The sequence below is a fragment of the Alphaproteobacteria bacterium genome, assembly GCA_024244705.1.
Taxonomy (GTDB): Bacteria; Pseudomonadota; Alphaproteobacteria; order JAAEOK01; family JAAEOK01; genus JAAEOK01.
Genome location: JAAEOK010000061.1, coordinates 71,511 through 89,467, shown reverse-complemented (window position 1 = coordinate 89,467; position 17,957 = coordinate 71,511). Strand labels below are relative to the sequence as shown.

Below are 17,957 nucleotides of genomic sequence, written 5' to 3'. Positions count from 1 at the left end.
AGTCCGGCCGCACCAAAATCGTCTCGAAGTGAAACCGGAGAACCCATGGCAAACCTCCATCCGTTTGCCATCTTGAATCAGAAAAACACCGTTCCGGAAAGCCCCTATATGAGTCCCACTCACAGAGACTTGGTATAACCCATGCCGGCCAATGGGTTGGCAAAGGCGACCAGGCCGGCGGCGCGAGTGATCGGCCGGTCGAGCAGCCGGTCGGCTTCCCGGGTCGTCGTTTCCCGGATAAAAATAATCTTGCGAACGTCCATGATCGTTTCCGTTCCTTTTGTTGGGAGGCCGTCGGCCGCTGCGTGCACTGCGTGGTTGACGTCGATTATTGCAACACCGAACGAATTCGGAGCCCGCTAAGACTGGATATCGCAAATGATGCAAATGGCAAATCGAAACAGGATCAACCGGCGTCCGCAACCTAATCCGCGTCGCCGTCGCCTTCTCTCAGTTCGCGGTAGAGTGCGCGCATCTCGGCCAATCCCGGTAGATCGTCGTAGGTGCGGAAATCCTTCTCGCCGCGCGGCATGTCTTTCGTCAGAGCCCCGGCCACGATCCCCATCACAACGAGGAAATTCTCTTCGGTCGGATCCCGCATGAAACGCTTGAGGAGTTCCTCTCGGCCGCCGGGATACCAGCGTAGACGGGCCCTCCCGCTCTGCCATTTGCGCTCGATGGTGAAATAGCGCTCGTAGAGCAGCGTCGGTGTCCATTTGGTGCCGTGGCGGCCGAGCGGGCCCGGCGACGGCGGCACGGCATTCGTCGGCCCGCGCGCGAAGAAATAGCCGCAATCGTATTCGCTCGATTCGTCGTAACCCGGGTCGTCGGCGGGCGCGGTCCTCACGTAGCCGAAGCCGTCGGCCGCGATTCGGCGCAGCAGATCGATCTCGGATCCCTCGATGTCCGCAACCGGATAGTTACGGATGATGGCATGGCGATAAACTTTAAGACCGTGAATCTGCCGATCGACGTCCGCATCGTGGAGCGGCGCCGTGAACATCGCGGCTTCCGGACCCGCAGCGCTGATGTAGTCGAATAACGTCCGGATGGCATGGGGTTCGAGGATCATGTCCTCGTCGACCTGGACGAAAAGCGGCGTTTCGCAGCGATCGATCATGCATTGAAAGGCCGCCGACAACGGCGCCACGCGATCGATGATCGTGAGACGGAACCGGCAATCCTGCGTCCTGAGATGGTCGAGGCAATCGGCGAAGGCCGGCGCGCCGACCGTGGTCACGAAGACCGTCAGCTCGTCCGCAAGGCCGACACCGGCGTCGTCGGCACAACCTTCGAGTTGCAGATCGTAGATATCCCGGCCCGGCATGGGCGCATCCTAGCCGTCGCGATTGATCGCGAAAACAGTCAATTCGGGGGCCGTTGTGACATGTCCGTGGCGACCGTCGGACCTACCGTGCCGCCTCGAGCGCCTCGACCCGTGCTTTGAGCGCTTCGTATTGCGGGGTTCCAGGTTCCAACCGGTCGAGAAGCCGGCGCCACAACTCGCGTGCACGCTCGAGGTCGTCGGCCTGCTCGGCGACCACGCCAATGAACCACAGCGCCAAAGCATTGTCGCCGTCGAGGGCGAGCGATCGTTCCATGATGTCGGCGACGGCCGGCGAGATTTGGTCGGGCGCCCCTTCGGCGTCATAGGTCAAGCGGCCGAGTTGGGCCAGGATGTTGGCGTCCTCGGGCGCCAGCTGCGCCGCCCGCGCCATGGCGTCGCGCGCGTCGGCCGGACGGTCCAGCACCTCATAGGAGCGCGACAGGCGCAGCCAGCCATCGCGGTCGTCCGGATTGTCCTCGAGCCGCGTCGCGAGCTGACCGACCATCGACTCGATCATCGCTTGACGGTCTTCGTCCGACATGGCGGCCGCTGCCTGCACGTCTTCGGCCGACGGTCCCGGCGTCTGCGATCGTCCGAGTTCTGCGGTGTCGATGCCGGCCTGGTCGGCGAGCGCCGTAATTTGGGCCGACAGCGTCGGCAGCCATGGCGCGCCGGGCGGCGAATCCCGTTCCAAGGCAATCCACACGGCGGCAGCGCGGCGCAGATCACCATCCTGGTACAGCGCAAGTCCGGCGTAGTAGCGGGCCCGGGGTTCGGCGGGGTCGCGGTCGAGCGCCCGCTCGAAGGCCTGCCGCGCGGCCGGCGTGACGACGCCGCCCGCGGCCAGGGTCAAGGCCTCGCCATGGGCCGACAATAACGCCGCATCTTTGTCGTCGAGGGCGAGGGCGGTTTCAAAGGCCTGGACGGCATCCGCGGCGCGGCCGGCGGCGACGAAGGTTTCCCCCAGCTCCGCCCAGATGGCGCCATCATTGGGCGTTGCTTCGACTCGGCGCAGCAGCGCGTCGATTCGCGCCTGAAGGTCGATGTCGCGATCGTCGACCGGTTGCAGGTCCAATGCGGCCAATTGTTGCGGCGCATCCGGCGTGCCGAGGGAATAATAGGTGAGCAGGGCGCCGATCGGCACTGCCAGGGCGACGACCAGCGCAATGGCTTGGATGCCGCCGTGTCGGCTCTTCTCCGGTTTGGCGCTGTCATCGGCGGCGGCGAGCAGACGGTGTCCGACCTCGGCCCGCGCTGCCTCCGCTTCGGCCTCGCTGATCACGCCGAGATCGCGATCGCGATCGATCTCCTTGAGCTGGTCGCGATAGATCTCGACCTCATGGTCGAGGCGATCGGTATCGATAGAGCCGCGACGGACCAGAGGCGGCAGCACGAAGGCCAAAGCCAGCGCGGTCATCCCGGCGAGAATCAGCCACAGAGTCACGGCCCGGCCCGTCCACCCTTTTCGTCGTCGTCGAGCAGCGCCGCGAGACGCTGCCGTTCCGCCTCCGATAGCGATGCCGTAGCGGCCGCACCCAGGCGGCGTTTCCGTGCCATGGCCGCGATCAACACGATGCCGCACAGCAGCAGCGCCAGAGGACCGAACCACAGCAAATAGGTCGTCGGCTTGACCGGCGGCCGCAACAGCACGAAGTCCCCGTAGCGGTCGGTGACGAAGCCAATGACATCGCCATCGCTGTCACCGGCCTGAAGGCGCTCGCGGACGATAATCCTCAAATCTCGCGCCAACGGGGCATCCGAATCGTCGATCGATTGGTTCTGGCACACCAGGCAGCGTAAATTTTTCGATATATCACGCGCCCGCGTCTCGAGAACCGGATCGTCGAGGATTTCACCCGGCTGCACGGCCCATGCGGTGGCGACAATACCGAGCGCGGCGAGAAATGGGAGGACGCGGATCAAGATCGCAATCCCTCGATGATGGGTAGGATAACGTTGTTGAGATCGTAGGGCGTCATCGGCCCTACGTGCTTGTAACGGACGCGGCCTTGATCATCGAGGATGAAAGTCTCGGGGATGCCGTAAACGCCCCACTCGATCGCGGCACGGCCGTTTTCATCGAAGCCGATCCGCTTGTAGGGGTTGCCCAGGTCGTCGAGCCAGACGCGGATCTTTTCGCGGTCATCCTTGTAATTGATGCCGTGGACATCGATCCCTTCCTCGGCCAGCCGCATCAGCAACGGATGCTCGGCACGGCAGGGGACGCACCAGGAGGCGAAGACGTTGACCACGCTGACGGTCCCCGAAAGGTCGGCCGTGGCCAGACCGGGCCGCGAGTCGTCGAGCGGCGGCAACTCGAACCGAGGCGCCGGTTGATCGATGAGAACCGAGGGGATCCTCGACGAATCGTGCCCCGACACCAGCAGATAGCCAAGGATTGCGGCGAAGAAGACGAAGACCGCGAGCGGTACGAGGTAACGGAGCGGCATAGAGCTCTAGGCCTGCGCCGGCCGTCGTAGCGCGGCGGCGCGGAGGGGCGCGCCGACGCGATGGCGGCGGTCGCTCAACGAGACGGCGGCACCGAAAAACATGATGAAGGCACCGAGCCAGATCCACGGTACCAGCGGATTGTAATAGATGCGGACCGCCCAGCCGTCGGTCGTTGCGGCATCGCGGTCGCCAAGCACCGCATATAGGTCGGCGAGCCAGGTGGTATGAATCGCCGCCTCGGTGGTCTGCATACCCTGGACCGAATAGACGCGTTTCTCCGGAAACAGCGTGGCGACCGGCCGTCCGCCGCGGCTGACGCTGAACGTGCCTCGTTCGGCGCGATAATTCGGCCCGGCCATTGTGGCGACGCCGTCAAAGGAGAATTGATAGCCGGCAACGTCGACCGCCTCGCCCGGCCGCATGATCTGGATGCGTTCGACCTGCCATGCCGACGACGCGGTAATGCCGGCGATCATCATGGCGACACCGAGATGGGCGAAGGTCATGCCATAGGCCGACCGCGGCAGGTTCCAGGCGCGACGCAGGCTGGTCCCGAGCGGCATTCGGAACAGCCCGACCCGGCCGCTCCATTCGATCACCGTCGATGCCGCCAGCCAGGTCGCCGCGGCGACGCCGACCAAGGCCATGACCGGACCGCCCTCGATCGCGTAGGTGGCGGCGACCGCGACCGCGACCAGGACCGCCGCCAGCCATAGCCGCGACAGGGCCGCCGCCAGGTCGCCGCGCTTCCACGCCAGCAGGGGGCCGACGCCCATGGCCGCGACCAGTGGCAGCATCAGCGGGACGAACGTGCGATTGAAGAACGGCGCGCCGACCGAGATCTTGCCGGCCGCCAGCGCATCGAGCACGAGCGGATAGAGGGTGCCGATGAAGACCGTCGCCAGCGCGGTGGTCAGAAACAGGTTGTTGATCACCATCGCGCCCTCTCGGGATATCGGCGCGAACAAGCCGCCGCCCCGGAGCGCCGGCGCGCGAATCGCGAACAGCAGCAGCGAGCCGCCGATGACGATCCCGAGCAACAGCAGGATGAACAGGCCGCGCTCGGGGTCGTTGGCGAAGGTATGGACAGAGGTCAAGACGCCCGATCGGACGAGGAAGGTGCCGATCAGGCTGAGCGAAAAGGCAACGATGGCGAGCAGGATGGTCCACGTCTTGAGCGCCTCCCGCTTCTCGACCACGATCGCCGAATGAAGCAACGCGGTGCCGGCCAGCCACGGCATGAACGACGCGTTCTCGACCGGATCCCAGAACCACCATCCGCCCCAACCGAGTTCGTAATAGGCCCACCAGCTGCCGAGCGCGATGCCGACCGTAAGAAACCCCCAGGCGGCCAAGGTCCAGGGCCGCACCCATCGGGCCCAGGCGGCGTCGACCCGTCCCTCGAGCAACGCCGCGATGGCGAAGGCGAAGGCCATCGAGAAGCCGACATAGCCGAGATAGAGAAACGGCGGATGGATGGCGAGGCCGATATCCTGCAGCAGCGGGTTGAGGTCGCGGCCGTCGCCCGGCGGCGGGATCGCGCGATCGAACGGATTCGAGGTCAGCAGGATGAAAAGCAGAAACCCGATCCCGATCCACGCCTGAACGGCGAGCACACGGGCGCGCAGCGACGGCGGCAGGTTACCGCCGAAGAGCGCCGCCGCCGCGCCGAACAGGGCGAGGATCAGCACCCACAGCAGCATCGATCCCTCGTGGTTGCCCCAGACGCCGGTGATTTTGAACAGCAGCGGCTTGGAGGTGTGCGAGTTGTTGACCACGTTGGCGACCGAGAAGTCGGAGCCGACATAGGCCCAGGTCAGCGCCGCGAAGGCGACGGCGATAAAGACCAGCTGGCCTTCCGCCGCCGGCCGCGCCACCGCCATCAACGCACCGTTGCCCCGATGCGCGCCGATCAGCGGCAGGGTGCCCTGGACCACCGCCATGAACAGCGCAAGCACCAGCGCGTAGTGGCCGATCTCGGGGATCATGGGCTGTCGCCGCCCTTCCAGTGGCCGGCTTTCTTCAGCGCGTCGGCGACCTCGGGCGGCATATAGGTCTCATCGTGTTTGGCCAGGACCTCGGTGGCCACAAAGACGCCGTTGCCGTCGAGTTTCCCTTCGGCGACGACGCCCTGACCTTCGCGAAACAGGTCGGGCAGGATCCCGGTGTAGGAAACGGGCACCGTTTCGGCGCCGTCGGTGAGGGCGAAGACGATGGTCGGGCTGCCGTTGGCGCGTTCGACGCTGCCGTCGACGACCAGTCCGCCGAGCCGGAACCGCCGCTCGGCGGGAACCTCCTTCGCGATCACCTCGGACGGCGAGCGGAAGAAGACGATGTTCTCCTCGAGGGCGGCCAGGATCAGCGCCACCGCCAGCGCCAACAGCACGAGACCGCTGCCGTAGATCGCCATGCGTTTGTGTTTAGGTTTCACGGCCGCCCTCTTCCCGCTGCAGGCGTTCCAGCAGCGCCTCGCGTTTGCGCAGGTCGCGCAGGCTGACCAGAAATAGGCCGACGAGGACGATCGCGGTGATGGCGAAGGCCGGCCATACGTAGGCGGCATAGCCGCCCATGGCGAAAAATTCGCTCATTGCTGCCTTTCCCGCATCGTCTCCGCCATCCCGCCTCTAAATAAGCGGTGGACACGGCGAGATAAAGGCCCGTGCCGACACTTGGCGCCACCGCCGGGCGGCGCCTCGGCTGACGATGTTCGGCCGATCATCGGCTAGCGCCCGGCCCGGTTGGCCATCATCACCCGAATCCGCCGGTCGAGCAGCTCGCGGCGGACGCGCAGAATCAGCACGCTGATGAAGTAGGCGGTGAAGGCCAATGCCATCAGGATCAGCGGTATCAGCATCGAGCCGTGAATGGTCGGCCCTTCGAGGCGCAGCACGCTCGACGGCTGGTGGAGGGTATTCCACCAATCGACCGAGAACTTGATGATCGGCAGATTGACCACGCCGACCAGGGCGAGCACCGCCGCGGACCTGGCGCCGCGCAGCGGATCGTCGAAGGCATGGGTCAGGGCGATGTGCCCGAGATAGAGGAAAAACAGGATCAGCACCGAGGTCAGCCGCGCGTCCCACACCCAGTACGTTCCCCACATCGGCTTGCCCCATAGCGAGCCGGTAACGAGAGCGAGAAAGGTGAAGCAGGCGCCGATCGGCGCCGCCGCCTTGGCCACAATATCGGCCAGCGGGTGTTTCCAGATCAGCGCCGCCGCGCTCGCCGCCGCCATCACCGCATAGACGAACAGCGCCATCCAGGCGGCGGGCACGTGGATATACATCAGGCGGACCGATTCGCCCTGCTGGTAGTCGGGCGGTGCGACGAAGAACGCGAGATAGAGGCCGGCGATCATAAGAACGCAGGTCGATCCCGCGCTCCACGGCAGCACGGCGCGCGACAGGCGGAGGAACCGGTTCGGGTTGGCGAAGCGGTGCATGGATCGGGACCGTGGTGTGGTGTCAGCCATGATATCTAGACCCCGTTTCCCATTGTTCCACCCGTGCCACCATGTTCTAGGTCAAGGCTTGGCGTATTGCCGCGGCGCCGGCCCAGGGACCGATCGCCAGGGCGAACAGAAACAACCCGGCGAGAATGAGCAGGTTTGCCTGCACCGGCAGCCCCGCGATCGCCGCGTCGATGGTGCCGGCGCCGAAAATAAGCACCGGGATATAGAGCGGCAGCACCAGGAGCGCGACCAGGATTCCGCCCTGACGGGCGCCCAATGCGAGCGCCGCGCCGATGGCGCCGATTAGTGTCAGGACCGGCGTGCCGAGCGCCATCGTGAGCACCAACGGTCCGTAGGCCGCGGCCTCGAGCCCCAGCATCAGCGCCATCACCGGGCTCAACGCGACGAGCGGAAACCCGGCGATGAGCCAATGGGCCAACGCCTTGGCGACCACCACCATTTCCAGCGGCAAGGGTCCGAGAACGATCTGCTCCAGGCTGCCGTCCTCGTAGTCGGCGCGGAACAGCTGGTCGAGTGCCAGCATCGAGGCGAGCAGCGCGGTCACCCACACGATGCCCGGACCCATGCGGGCCAGCAAATTTGTCTCGGGCCCGATGCCGAGCGGGAACAGCGCGACACACAAGACGAAAAATACCAGCACCATGGCGCTGTCGCCGCCGTGCCGCAGCTTGAGTCGTAAGTCGCGCCGGACCAGCACAGCGAACGATTTCATGGCGCGCCCGCGACGGCCGCGAAGTCGAGGCGATCGGCACCTGGCACCGACAGCTCCTGATGGGTGGCGACGACCGCGCATCCGCCGGACGCGCAATGGCCGGCGAGAAGCGTCTCGAGCGTAATCAGCGACTCATGATCGAGGCCGACGGCGGGCTCGTCGAGCAGCCACAAGGAGGCGGGCACGGTGATGAGGCGGGCGAGAGCAAGACGGCGGCGCTGACCGGCGGACAGGAACCGGCACGGCGTCTCCCACAGATGGTCGAGCGCCAATCGCTGGGCCGTCTCGGGAGCGCTATCGGGCACGCCGCCCCGCCAGCGGCACCAGAATTCGAGGTCATCGCCGACCGTCAGCGCCGGCTTCACCGCGTTCTCATGACCGAGATAGCGCAGCCGTGCGCGATGGCCGTCGGGGTCGTCGTCGACCGGCGCTCCGTCCCAGGTCAGGGTGCCGACCGCCGGCCGTGCCAAGCCGGCCATCAATCGCATCAGGCTCGTCTTGCCGCTGCCGTTCGGCCCGGTAAGGAACAACACCGATCCCGCGTCGACGGCAAAAGTGAGACCCTCGAAGACGAGGCGCTCGCCGCGAATACAGGTCAGGCCGTGGCCGGAAAAAGTGGTCATGTGCGAAGATCTGCCGCGCGAGCCGGTGTCGGGGCAACCTATCCCACGCGCCGCACAAAAAAAAGCGGTCCGCGGGCAAGTGTCGCGGACCGTGAGAGATTTCAGCCCATGTCGGCTGCGTTGGAGGCTAATAGACGATGCCCAAAGAAGGAAAACTGTCTATGGCTTCCATTAGGCCGTCCGATTGAGGCGCCGGGGCGCCCCAATTGTGGCGGAAATAAGGAATCTGCCCGCCTTAGCGCTCTATTCGTCGAACTTGCGGACGTCGTCGATGACCTTGCCGTCATTGGGCAGGCTGCCGGGCTCGCACAACGTCACCACGCCCTTCATCTTGGTTACCGCCTGCAGACTTTCGGTTATCGCCGGAACCAAGCCCTCGCCGCCGTCGGCGACCTCGCAGGACAGGGTCATCTTGTCGGTGACGTCGTCGCGGTCGACTTCGAGTCGGGCCTTGAGGATCTCCGGATGACGTCTGGCGATGTCGGCGATCATGCCGGGACGGACGAACATGCCCTTGACCTTGGTCGACTGGTCGGCACGCCCCATCCACCCCTTGATCCGCATGTTGGTCCGCCCGCATGGGCTGGGCCCCGTCAACGTCGCTGACATGTCGCCGGTGCCGAAGCGCAGCAACGGGTATTCGGGGCATAGCGCGGTGACGACAATCTCGCCGACCTCACCCTCGGCGACCGGATCGCCGGTGCCGGGGCGGACAATCTCCATGATGATTCCCTCGGCGACGATCATGCCGTCGAGAGCCTCGGATTCGAATGCCATATTGCCGAGATCCGCCGAGGCATAGATCTGACGGCAGCGGACGCCGAAGGCCTCGATATCCTTGCGCAGGCTCGGCGGCAGGGGTTCGGCGCCGACCAGCGATTTGGTCAGAGAGGATAGGTCCGCGCCCATCTCCTTGCCCTTTTCGAGAACAATCTTGAGGAACGATGGGGTTCCGGCATATCCGGCAGGCCGGATGTCTTGGATCGCCGCGACCTGTAGCTCGGTGTTGCCGACGCCGCCCGGCACCACGGCGCAGCCCAACGCGTGGGCTCCGGTTTCCATCATCGAGCCGGCCGGCGTGAGATGATAGGCGTAGCAATTGTGGACCACCTCGCCGGGCCGGAAATCGGCGGCGAATAGGGCCTGGGCGACGCGCCAATAGTCCGCCCGCTTGCCTTCGGGATCGAAGATCGGGCCCGGCGAGCAGAAGATGCGCGCCAGATCGCCCGGCTGTACCGCGGTAAAGCCGCCGAACGGCAGGTCGGATTTCTGTAAATCGACGAGCTCGCTCTTGCGGGTTACCGGAAGACCGGCGAGCTGATCGCGGTTGGTGACATCGCGCGGATCGATATCCTTCAGCAGCGCCGCCAGGGCGCTCGCGCGCTCGCGTCCGGCGGTGAAGATTTCACCGAATTCGGCAAATTGCTGCCGTTCGCGCGCGGCCGGATCGCGGATTTCGAGATCGTTGTAATAGTCCCCGTTCGCCATTTCTTGATCGTCCTATCGAATTGGCGCGGAGCGCGACACGATATCACCCGCCAGGCGGTCGGGCCGGGTCGATCGGGATCAGGCGAGCCAGCGCTTGCGCCGCTTGTAGTGTTTGACGTCGCGATAGCTCTTACGCCCCGACGTGCTGATGCCGAGATAGAACTCCTTGACGTCCTGATTCTCGCGCAGCGAACTGGCCTCTCCGTCGAGCACCACGCGGCCATTCTCGAGAATATAGCCGTAATTGGCGAATTGCAGGGCGATGTTCGTGTTCTGCTCGGCGAGCAAAAAGCTGACGCCTTCTTTCTCGTTGAGCGCCTTGACGCGCTCAAAGATCTCTTCGACCAACTGCGGCGCAAGCCCCATCGACGGTTCGTCGAGGAGGATCATCTTGGGCCGCGACATCAAGGCGCGGCCGATCGCCGTCATTTGCTGTTCGCCGCCGGAAATATATCCGGCCTGCGCTGTGCGCCGCTCCTTGAGCCGGGGGAAATAACCATAGACCAGCTCGAGGTCTCCTTCGATCGCGGCACGGCCGTCGGAACGGGTATAAGCGCCGGTGAGAAGGTTTTCCTCGATGGTCAGATGCTCGAAACAGTGGCGGCCCTCCATCACCTGAATGACGCCACGCTTGACGAGCTCGTTGGGGCTGAGCTTATCGACGCGCTCGCCCCGATATTCGATTGTTCCCTTGGTGACGTCGCCGCGCTCCGCCCGGAGCAGGTTGGACACCGCCTTGAGGGTTGTGGTCTTGCCGGCGCCGTTGGCCCCGAGGAGGGCAGCGATGCCCCCCTCGGGAACCTCGAGCGAGACGCCCTTCAACACCAATATGACGTGATCGTAGATCACCTCGATATTGTTGACGCTGAGCAGCGCCCCGTTTTCGCTCACGACGTTGCTCCTTGTTCAGAGCGACGGCTCGAACGGCCTAGTTCTCGGTCGCGCAATTACGCGGGGTGATGCCCTTCTCGGCCGCGTATTTCTTGGCCGAAGCTTCGACCATCGGACGAACCATTGCCTGGTCGGTCTCGATCCAATCGGTAATGGCGACCCACTTGCCGTCCTGCCACTGCTGGAACTTGACCGGTGCCTGGCCCTCATGATCGAAGCACGAGGTCTTGAACGGCGGCACCAGGCCCGTCGCGCCCAATTCGGCGATCCGTTCGGGGGTGAAGTCGAGATGCTCGAAGCCCCATTGAATCTGCTCGCCGGTCAGCGGCTTGTTGCCGAATTTTCCTTGAGCGACCCGGATGGCCTCGATATTGACGATGCCGTAGACGACGCCACGATTGTACATGATGGTTCCGACTTCGCTCTTGTCGACCGTACCCTTGCCGGCATCCTGGACGTATTTCAGGACGTCTTGAATGACCGGATAGTCGGTTCCCGGACCATGGAAGTTGGCGCTGATATAGCCCTCGGCGGCGGCGCCGGCCGGAACCGTGTCCTGCTCCGAGCCGCTCCACCAAACGCCGACGATCTTGTCGCGCGGAAAGCCGACACGGGCCGCTTCTTTGATCGAGGTCTGGTTCATGACGCCCCAGCCCCGGAGGATGACCCAATCGGGTTTGTATTGGCGCGCGATCTGCAGCCACACGGCCTTCTGGTCGAGGCCCGGATGGGCGACCGGGAAGGTCTTGACCTCGAAGCCATATTTCTTGGCCTGCTCTGCGATGACGGGCTGCGTTTCCTTGCCATAAGCCGAGTCATGGATCACGTAGGCGATCTTCTTGCCCTTGAGGTTCTCCATGCCGCCTTCCCGCTGGCCGATAAACTTGATCTTCGCCGTGTTCTGGCTCCAATAGTTCGTGATCAACGGGAAGACATACTTCCACACGCTGCCGTCGGTGGCATCGGTGCGGCCATAGCCGATCGTGATGACCGGTATCTTGTCCTTGGTCGCGTCTTCGATGACGGCATAGGTCAGGCCGGTGCCCAGCGGGTTGAACATGCCGGCGCCGGTTTCGCCTTGATTCTTGAGGCGCTGATAACATTCGACCATGCGGTCGGGCTTGTAGCCGGTCTCGCATTCTTCATAAACGAGTTTGACCCCGTTCACACCACCGTCACGCGCATTGATCATGCGCATGTAGTCCATATAGCCACCCATCAACGGCTCGCCCGTATTGGCATACGGGCCAGTCCGGTAGAGGGTGACCGGGACGAATTGTTCGCCGGCCGCGAACACCTTCTCCGCCGTCAGAGGCGAAGCGAGTACCGCGGCGGCAACCGCCCCCAGTGCAAGTTGTTTGACGTTCATCATAATCCTCCCAGAACCTGGTCTGCGCGGCTAAAGGGCTGCGCTTCTCAAACGCGGGAAACCTAGCACGAAGCCGCAAGACGCGCCATGTTCCCATAAAAACGCAGCAATTCTCTTCCGGCGCTCCCGCATTTCGATCAATAGGGGAACGGCCAAAGTCGCAATTTCTCCTTGCCGATCTGCCACAACCGCGCAAGCCCGTGGGGCTCGACGATGAGGAAGAAAATGATCAGCAGGCCGAATATGATCAACTCGAAGTTGGTAACAATGTCGGCGGGTAGGCCGCTGCCGGTAAACAGTGACGCAGCATTGTTGAGCGCGATCGGCAACAGCACGATGAAGGCCGCGCCGAGGAACGAGCCGAGGATGCTGCCGAGGCCGCCGATGATGATCATGAACAGGATTTCAAACGAGCGATTGATGTCGAACGCTTGCGGTTCGACCGTGCCGAGATAGACAAAGGCCCACAACGCGCCGGCGACACCGCAATAGAACGAGCTGATGGCGAAAGCCTGCAGCTTCGTCCACAGCGGCCGGATGCCGATGATCTCGGCGGCGATGTCCATGTCGCGAATCGCCATCCACGCGCGCCCGGTCGTTGTCCTCACCATATTCTTCGCCAACAGCGCCAACACGGCGACGATCGCCAAGGTCAGGACGTAGCGGCTTTGGGCACTCTCGAATTCGTAGCCGAACGCGATCAGCGGCGGCGCGCTAATGACGCCCGATGAACTGTAGTTGGTGAACCAGGGGACCGCCGTAAACAGCCATTCGATGAAGAACTGGGCGGCCAGCGTCACGACGGCGAGATAGAACCCCTTGATACGCAGGCTGGGCAGGCCGAAGACGATGCCGACCGCAGCCGCGACCACCCCGGCGACGGCGAAGGCGACAATGAAATTCATCCACTCCAGGCGAATCACCAGGTTGTAGGCGGCGAAGGCGCCGACGGCCATGAACCCGGCCGTCCCCAGCGATAATTGCCCGGCGTAGCCGGTCAGGATGTTGAGGCCGATCGCCGCAAGCGAAAAGATCAGGAAGGGAATGAAGATCGAGCGCAGCATGTACTCGCTGGAGATCATCGGGATCACCAGGAAAGCGAACAGCAGGATGATGATCACGCCGATCCTGTCTTGGAAGATCGGAAAGATCGCCTGGTCGCTCCGATAGCTCGATTTGAACTGTCCTGCTTCGCGGTACAGCATGTCTTACAACCTCGCGATCCTAGATTCGCTCAATGATCTTCTCGCCGAACAGTCCCTGCGGCCGTACCAGCAGAAAGATCATCGCCAGCACGTAGGGAAACCAGTTCTCGATCGCGCCACCGATGAACGGGCTGTAGAACACCTCGGCGATCTTTTCACCGGCGCCGATGATCAGCCCGCCGACGATCGCGCCGCTGACCGAGGTAAAGCCGCCGATCAGCAGCACCGGCAATGCCTTGAATGCGACCAGGACGACGGAAAACTGAACCCCCAGCTTGGTCCCCCAGGCGAGGCCCGCGACCAGGGCGACAAGCCCCGCCACCGACCACACGATGACCCAGATCGTCTGCAGCGGGATGCCGACCGACAGGGCGGCCTGATGGTCGTCGGCGACGGCGCGCAGCGCGCGGCCGATGCGCGTCTTCTGGAAGAAAATCGCGAGGACGATGACCAAGGCGCCGGCGATGGCCGCGGTCGCCAAATCGAACTGGGTGAGGAACAGCCCGGTGGCGTTGGACAGGGCTTCCACCGGCAGGTCGGGTATGCCGATGTCGAGCGGATGGACCTCGCTGTCCCAGACCCCCTGCGCCAAGCCCTCGATGAAGAAATTGAGCCCGATGGTCGCCATGAAGATGATGATCGCCTCTTGGTTCACCAAGGGACGCAGCACCAAGCGCTCGATGGCGAAGGCCAAAACGATCATCACCGCGAGCGTGGCCGGAATCGCGAGCCACAGGCTCCACCCCATCTCCATCAGCCGGACGGCGGTGAGGGCGGCGAAGAACACCATCGCGCCCTGGGCGAAATTGAACACCCCCGAGGCCTTGAAAATGAGCACGAAGCCGAGCGCGACCAGTGAATAGAGCACACCCGACAGCAGCCCGTTGATGGTGACCTCGATATAGAACAGGAGACCGCTGGTCGTTTCGCCGAAGTCCTGGATCGACAGCATCGCCGGGACGACGGTGAGGCCGATCACGAGCAGCCCCAAGGTGATCGTCGTGATCAAAGTCTCGCCGGAGAACATTCGGTTGACGCGTTCCATGCCGGTTAGGTTCCTTTCGTTCGCCGCGGCGGCGCTAACGGTCAGTCATGACTGACGCCGAGATAGGCCTCGATGACTTCGGTGTTGCCGCTGACCTCGTCGGGGGTGCCGTCGGCCAGCTTGCGGCCATAGTTAAGCACCACCACGCGGTCGGAAATGTCCATGACCACGCCCATGTCATGTTCGATGAGGGCGATCGTGGTACCGAACTGCTCGTTGACGTCGATGATGAAACGGCTCATGTCCTCTTTCTCTTCGACGTTCATCCCGGCCATCGGTTCATCGAGCAGAAGAAGGTTGGGCTCGGCGGCCAGCGCACGGCCCAATTCGACTCGTTTCTGCAAACCGTAAGGCAGGCGCCCGACCGGTGTTTTCCGGATGTCCTGAATTTCGAGAAAATCGATCACCTGTTCGACGATTTCGCGGTGCTTCAATTCCTCCCTTAGCGCCGGGCCGATATAGAGGGCGTCGAGAAGGAAATTCGATTTCATCTTGAGGAGGCGGCCGGTCATGATGTTGTCGAGCGTGCTCATGCCGCGAAACAGGGCGACGTTCTGGAAGGTCCGGGCGATGCCCTGAACCGCCGTATCATGGGAGTTCATGTCATGCCGGCGCTGTCCGCGAAACGTGATCGCGCCCTCTTGCGGGTGGTAGAACCCGTTGATCACATTCAGCATCGATGTCTTGCCGGCGCCGTTGGGCCCGATGATGGCGCGAATTTCGTGTTCGCGAACGTCGAAGCTGACATCGGAAAGAGCGCGAACGCCACCAAACGACAGGCTGACGTTCTCGAGCGTCAGGATAGGGTCGCCGATATGACGTTCGTTGGCCATGGACGCGGCGGCTCTAGCTGGCCTTTTTCAAAGGCGTGGCCTCGACCATCGCGACGTCGCGGATCTGCAGATCGGCTCCGATCACGCCTTTGCGGCCATCCTCGAAGGTAACCTCGGTCTCGATCTCCTGGTGGGTCTTGTCCGAATAGAGCGCGTCGATCAGAACGCCGTATTTGTCGGCGATGAACGAACGGCGGACCTTCCGGGTCCGCGTCAATTCGCCGTCATCGGCATCGAGCGCCTTGTGCAGGATCAGGAACCGTCGGACCTGCGAGCCGAACAGCTGAGGGTCCGCGGCGAGGTCGCCATTGACCTGTTCGATATGGCCCGCGATCAGCGCATAGACCTCCGGCTTGGCGGCGAGTTCCTGATAGCTGCCGTAGGAGTAGCCGCTGCGCTCGGACCAGTTGCCGACGGCTTCGAGATCGATGTTGATGAAGGCGGCGACGTAATCGCGCCCATCGCCGAACGCCACAACTTCCGCCACGTTGGGGAAGAACTTGAGCTTGTTCTCGATGAACTTGGGCGCGAACATGGTGCCGTCGTTGAGCCGGCCGACATCCTTGGCGCGGTCGATGATCTTGAGGTGGCCATCGGTTCCGATGATGCCGGCGTCGCCGGTATGGACCCAACCATCGTCGGTCTTCGTGGTCCGCGTCGCTTCCTCGTTTTTGTAGTACGCTTGGAAGACACCGGGGCTGCGGAACATGACCTCGCCATTTTCGGCGATTTTCAATTCAACGTCCGGCGCCGGCGTGCCGACGGTGTCGGGTTTGATCTCGCCGTTCGGTTGTATGGTCACGAAGACCGACGCCTCGGTCGACCCGTAGAGCTGTTTGATGTTGATGCCGAGCGAGCGGAAAAAATCGAAAATGTCGGGTCCGATCGCCTCGCCCGCCGTATAGGCGATGCGGATGCGGCTGAAGCCGAGCGTGTTCTTGAGCGGGCCATAGACCAGGATGTTGCCGAGAGCGTAGGTCAACCGGTCGACGAGACCGACCGATTCGCCGTCGAGGATGCGCGTTCCCACGCGCCGTGCGATTCCCATGAAATAGTGGAATGTCTTGCGCTTGAGCCAACTCGCGTCTTCCATTCGGATCATCACGTTGGTGAGGATCCGCTCGTAGATGAGCGGCGGGGCGAAGTAGTAGGTCGGCCCAATTTCACGCAAATCATGGGTCACCGTCGCCGCGCTTTCCGGGCAACTGACGCAGAACCCGGCGCAATAGGCCTGGGCGAGCGAAAAGATGTTGTCACCGACCCATGCCATCGGCAGGTAGGCAAGGACCTCCTCGTCCTCGCGCAAACCCTCGCGGTCGACCGCGTTTTGAGCGGTGATGACAACATTGTCGAAGCTCAAAATAACGCCCTTGGGCTGTCCCGTCGTGCCGGAGGTGTAAAGGACGATCGCCGTATCCTTGCCATTGCTTTTCGCAACCTCGGCATCGAAGAAATCGGGATGGTCGCGGTGGTAGTCGCGGCCTTTTTCCTGGAGCGCCTCGATGCTGTGCAGGTTGGGTGCCGTGTAGTTCCGCATGCCGCGCGTGTCGGCATATACGATTTCCTCCAAGTGGGGCAGGTCGGCCTTGATCTCGATCAACTTGTCGACCTGTTCCTGATCTTCGACGACGGCGAACCGGACCTCGGCATGGTTGGTGACGAATTTCATCTCCTCGGCGACGGAGTCCTGATAGAGCGGCACCGGCACGGCACCGATCGCCTGCGCGGAAACCATGGTCCAATAAAGCTGGGGCCGATTGTCGCCGATGATCGCGAGCCGATCGCCGCGTTTCATGCCCATCGCGGCCAGCCCGCAAGCGATCGCGCGGACTTCGTCGAGGACGTCGGACCAGGTCCAGGTCTGCCAAATACCGTATTGCTTTTCACGGCTCGCGGGCCGATTGCCCCGAACCTTCGCATTACGAATCAACAATTTAGGGAAGGTGTCGAATTCTGTAGAGCGGCTCGCGTCGTGGATTTCGGACATGGCATTCCCTGTCAATCGCAATTTTTTCGAAACAGGGAAGAATACGCTGCCCGACCCGTCGACCGAACCAATCGCCTAACCGCCGCCAGGCGATCCACCGGCAATCACCGTCCCTGTTCCCGGCCCCGACGACCGCATTGTATACGACACGGAGTTCTTTCGGGGCTGCTTTAGCTAATCAAGTTCGTGATACAGGTCAAGCGCCTTGCCGGTCGTCCTGTGTCACATCGTGATGAGATTGCTGTGAGTCGCGGGCCGCCCGTCGACATCGGGCACGGTCTTCAAACGGCAAGCCTTCTTTGCGGTGCGGCGACCGCCTGTCTCGGTCCAGAGGGCGCCTTGGGCCCGGGTCCGGCCGTATCGTGTTTGATACACTAATTTCCGATGTTTATTTCGATTTGTATTGTTTTCAAAAAATAACGTCTCGACGGCCGTGCGTCCCTGTTGCCGGGAGCACCGGCTTCGTTCGCCAAGTCGTTGCCGCGCACGACGCAAGGATAGAGCGCAATCGTCCCGCGGAGGTGGGGCACTTGTGGTACAGGTGGTTTGATTCA

General features: G+C 63.1%; 18 protein-coding genes. All 18 read right to left on the bottom strand.

Features of this window, described 5'->3' with window-relative positions; translation table 11 throughout:
* Positions 1-119: 119 nt before the first annotated feature.
* Positions 120-263, bottom strand: a complete 144-nt coding sequence (locus GY791_11030) for an amino acid synthesis family protein (protein MCP4328956.1) — start codon at positions 261-263, stop codon at positions 120-122.
* Between the two features lie 161 nt (positions 264-424).
* Positions 425-1,327, bottom strand: coding sequence for a hypothetical protein (locus GY791_11025; protein ID MCP4328955.1), 903 nt, complete (start codon positions 1,325-1,327; stop codon positions 425-427).
* A gap of 82 nt (positions 1,328-1,409) precedes the next feature.
* Positions 1,410-2,771, bottom strand: a complete 1,362-nt coding sequence (gene ccmI / locus GY791_11020; GenBank protein MCP4328954.1) for a c-type cytochrome biogenesis protein CcmI — start codon at positions 2,769-2,771, stop codon at positions 1,410-1,412.
* Positions 2,768-3,253: a cytochrome c-type biogenesis protein CcmH gene (locus GY791_11015; GenBank protein ID MCP4328953.1), complete on the bottom strand. Its 486-nt coding sequence runs from the start codon at positions 3,251-3,253 to the stop codon at positions 2,768-2,770. Before GY791_11015 ends, ccmI begins: the two co-directional genes overlap by 4 nt.
* The gene (locus tag GY791_11010) at positions 3,247-3,777 is read right to left on the bottom strand and encodes a DsbE family thiol:disulfide interchange protein (GenBank protein MCP4328952.1); all 531 of its coding nucleotides are present in this window, start codon (positions 3,775-3,777) and stop codon (positions 3,247-3,249) included. Before GY791_11010 ends, GY791_11015 begins: the two co-directional genes overlap by 7 nt.
* Before the next feature lie 6 nt (positions 3,778-3,783).
* Positions 3,784-5,766: a heme lyase CcmF/NrfE family subunit gene (locus GY791_11005; GenBank protein ID MCP4328951.1), complete on the bottom strand. Its 1,983-nt coding sequence runs from the start codon at positions 5,764-5,766 to the stop codon at positions 3,784-3,786.
* Positions 5,763-6,209 (bottom strand): cytochrome c maturation protein CcmE, encoded by a 447-nt coding sequence (gene ccmE / locus GY791_11000; protein ID MCP4328950.1) that lies wholly within the window; start codon positions 6,207-6,209, stop codon positions 5,763-5,765. The genes GY791_11005 and ccmE overlap by 4 nt, the downstream gene beginning before the upstream one ends.
* Complete coding sequence (gene ccmD, locus GY791_10995; GenBank protein MCP4328949.1) at positions 6,199-6,366, bottom strand: heme exporter protein CcmD; 168 nt, start codon at positions 6,364-6,366, stop codon at positions 6,199-6,201. Before ccmD ends, ccmE begins: the two co-directional genes overlap by 11 nt.
* Before the next feature lie 134 nt (positions 6,367-6,500).
* The gene (locus GY791_10990; protein MCP4328948.1) at positions 6,501-7,220 is read right to left on the bottom strand and encodes a heme ABC transporter permease; all 720 of its coding nucleotides are present in this window, start codon (positions 7,218-7,220) and stop codon (positions 6,501-6,503) included.
* Positions 7,221-7,296: 76 nt separating this feature from the next.
* Positions 7,297-7,962: a heme exporter protein CcmB gene (ccmB, locus tag GY791_10985; protein MCP4328947.1), complete on the bottom strand. Its 666-nt coding sequence runs from the start codon at positions 7,960-7,962 to the stop codon at positions 7,297-7,299.
* A complete protein-coding gene (ccmA, locus tag GY791_10980; GenBank protein MCP4328946.1) occupies positions 7,959-8,585 on the bottom strand; it encodes a heme ABC exporter ATP-binding protein CcmA in 627 nt (208 codons plus the stop codon). The genes ccmB and ccmA overlap by 4 nt, the downstream gene beginning before the upstream one ends.
* 243 nt (positions 8,586-8,828) lie before the next feature.
* Positions 8,829-10,073, bottom strand: a complete 1,245-nt coding sequence (locus GY791_10975) for a phenylacetate--CoA ligase (protein MCP4328945.1) — start codon at positions 10,071-10,073, stop codon at positions 8,829-8,831.
* Positions 10,074-10,151: 78 nt separating this feature from the next.
* Complete coding sequence (locus GY791_10970) at positions 10,152-10,964, bottom strand: ABC transporter ATP-binding protein (protein MCP4328944.1); 813 nt, start codon at positions 10,962-10,964, stop codon at positions 10,152-10,154.
* Positions 10,965-11,001: 37 nt separating this feature from the next.
* Positions 11,002-12,333 (bottom strand): ABC transporter substrate-binding protein, encoded by a 1,332-nt coding sequence (locus GY791_10965; GenBank protein MCP4328943.1) that lies wholly within the window; start codon positions 12,331-12,333, stop codon positions 11,002-11,004.
* Positions 12,334-12,470: 137 nt separating this feature from the next.
* Positions 12,471-13,538, bottom strand: coding sequence for a branched-chain amino acid ABC transporter permease (locus tag GY791_10960; GenBank protein MCP4328942.1), 1,068 nt, complete (start codon positions 13,536-13,538; stop codon positions 12,471-12,473).
* Positions 13,539-13,557: 19 nt separating this feature from the next.
* Positions 13,558-14,490, bottom strand: coding sequence for a branched-chain amino acid ABC transporter permease (locus GY791_10955; GenBank protein MCP4328941.1), 933 nt, complete (start codon positions 14,488-14,490; stop codon positions 13,558-13,560).
* Positions 14,491-14,624: 134 nt separating this feature from the next.
* Entirely contained in the window at positions 14,625-15,416 is a 792-nt protein-coding gene (locus GY791_10950) for an ABC transporter ATP-binding protein (protein MCP4328940.1), read from the bottom strand.
* A 13-nt stretch (positions 15,417-15,429) separates the two neighbouring features.
* A complete protein-coding gene (locus GY791_10945) occupies positions 15,430-17,403 on the bottom strand; it encodes a long-chain fatty acid--CoA ligase (protein MCP4328939.1) in 1,974 nt (657 codons plus the stop codon).
* Between the last annotated feature and the right edge of the window lie 554 nt (positions 17,404-17,957).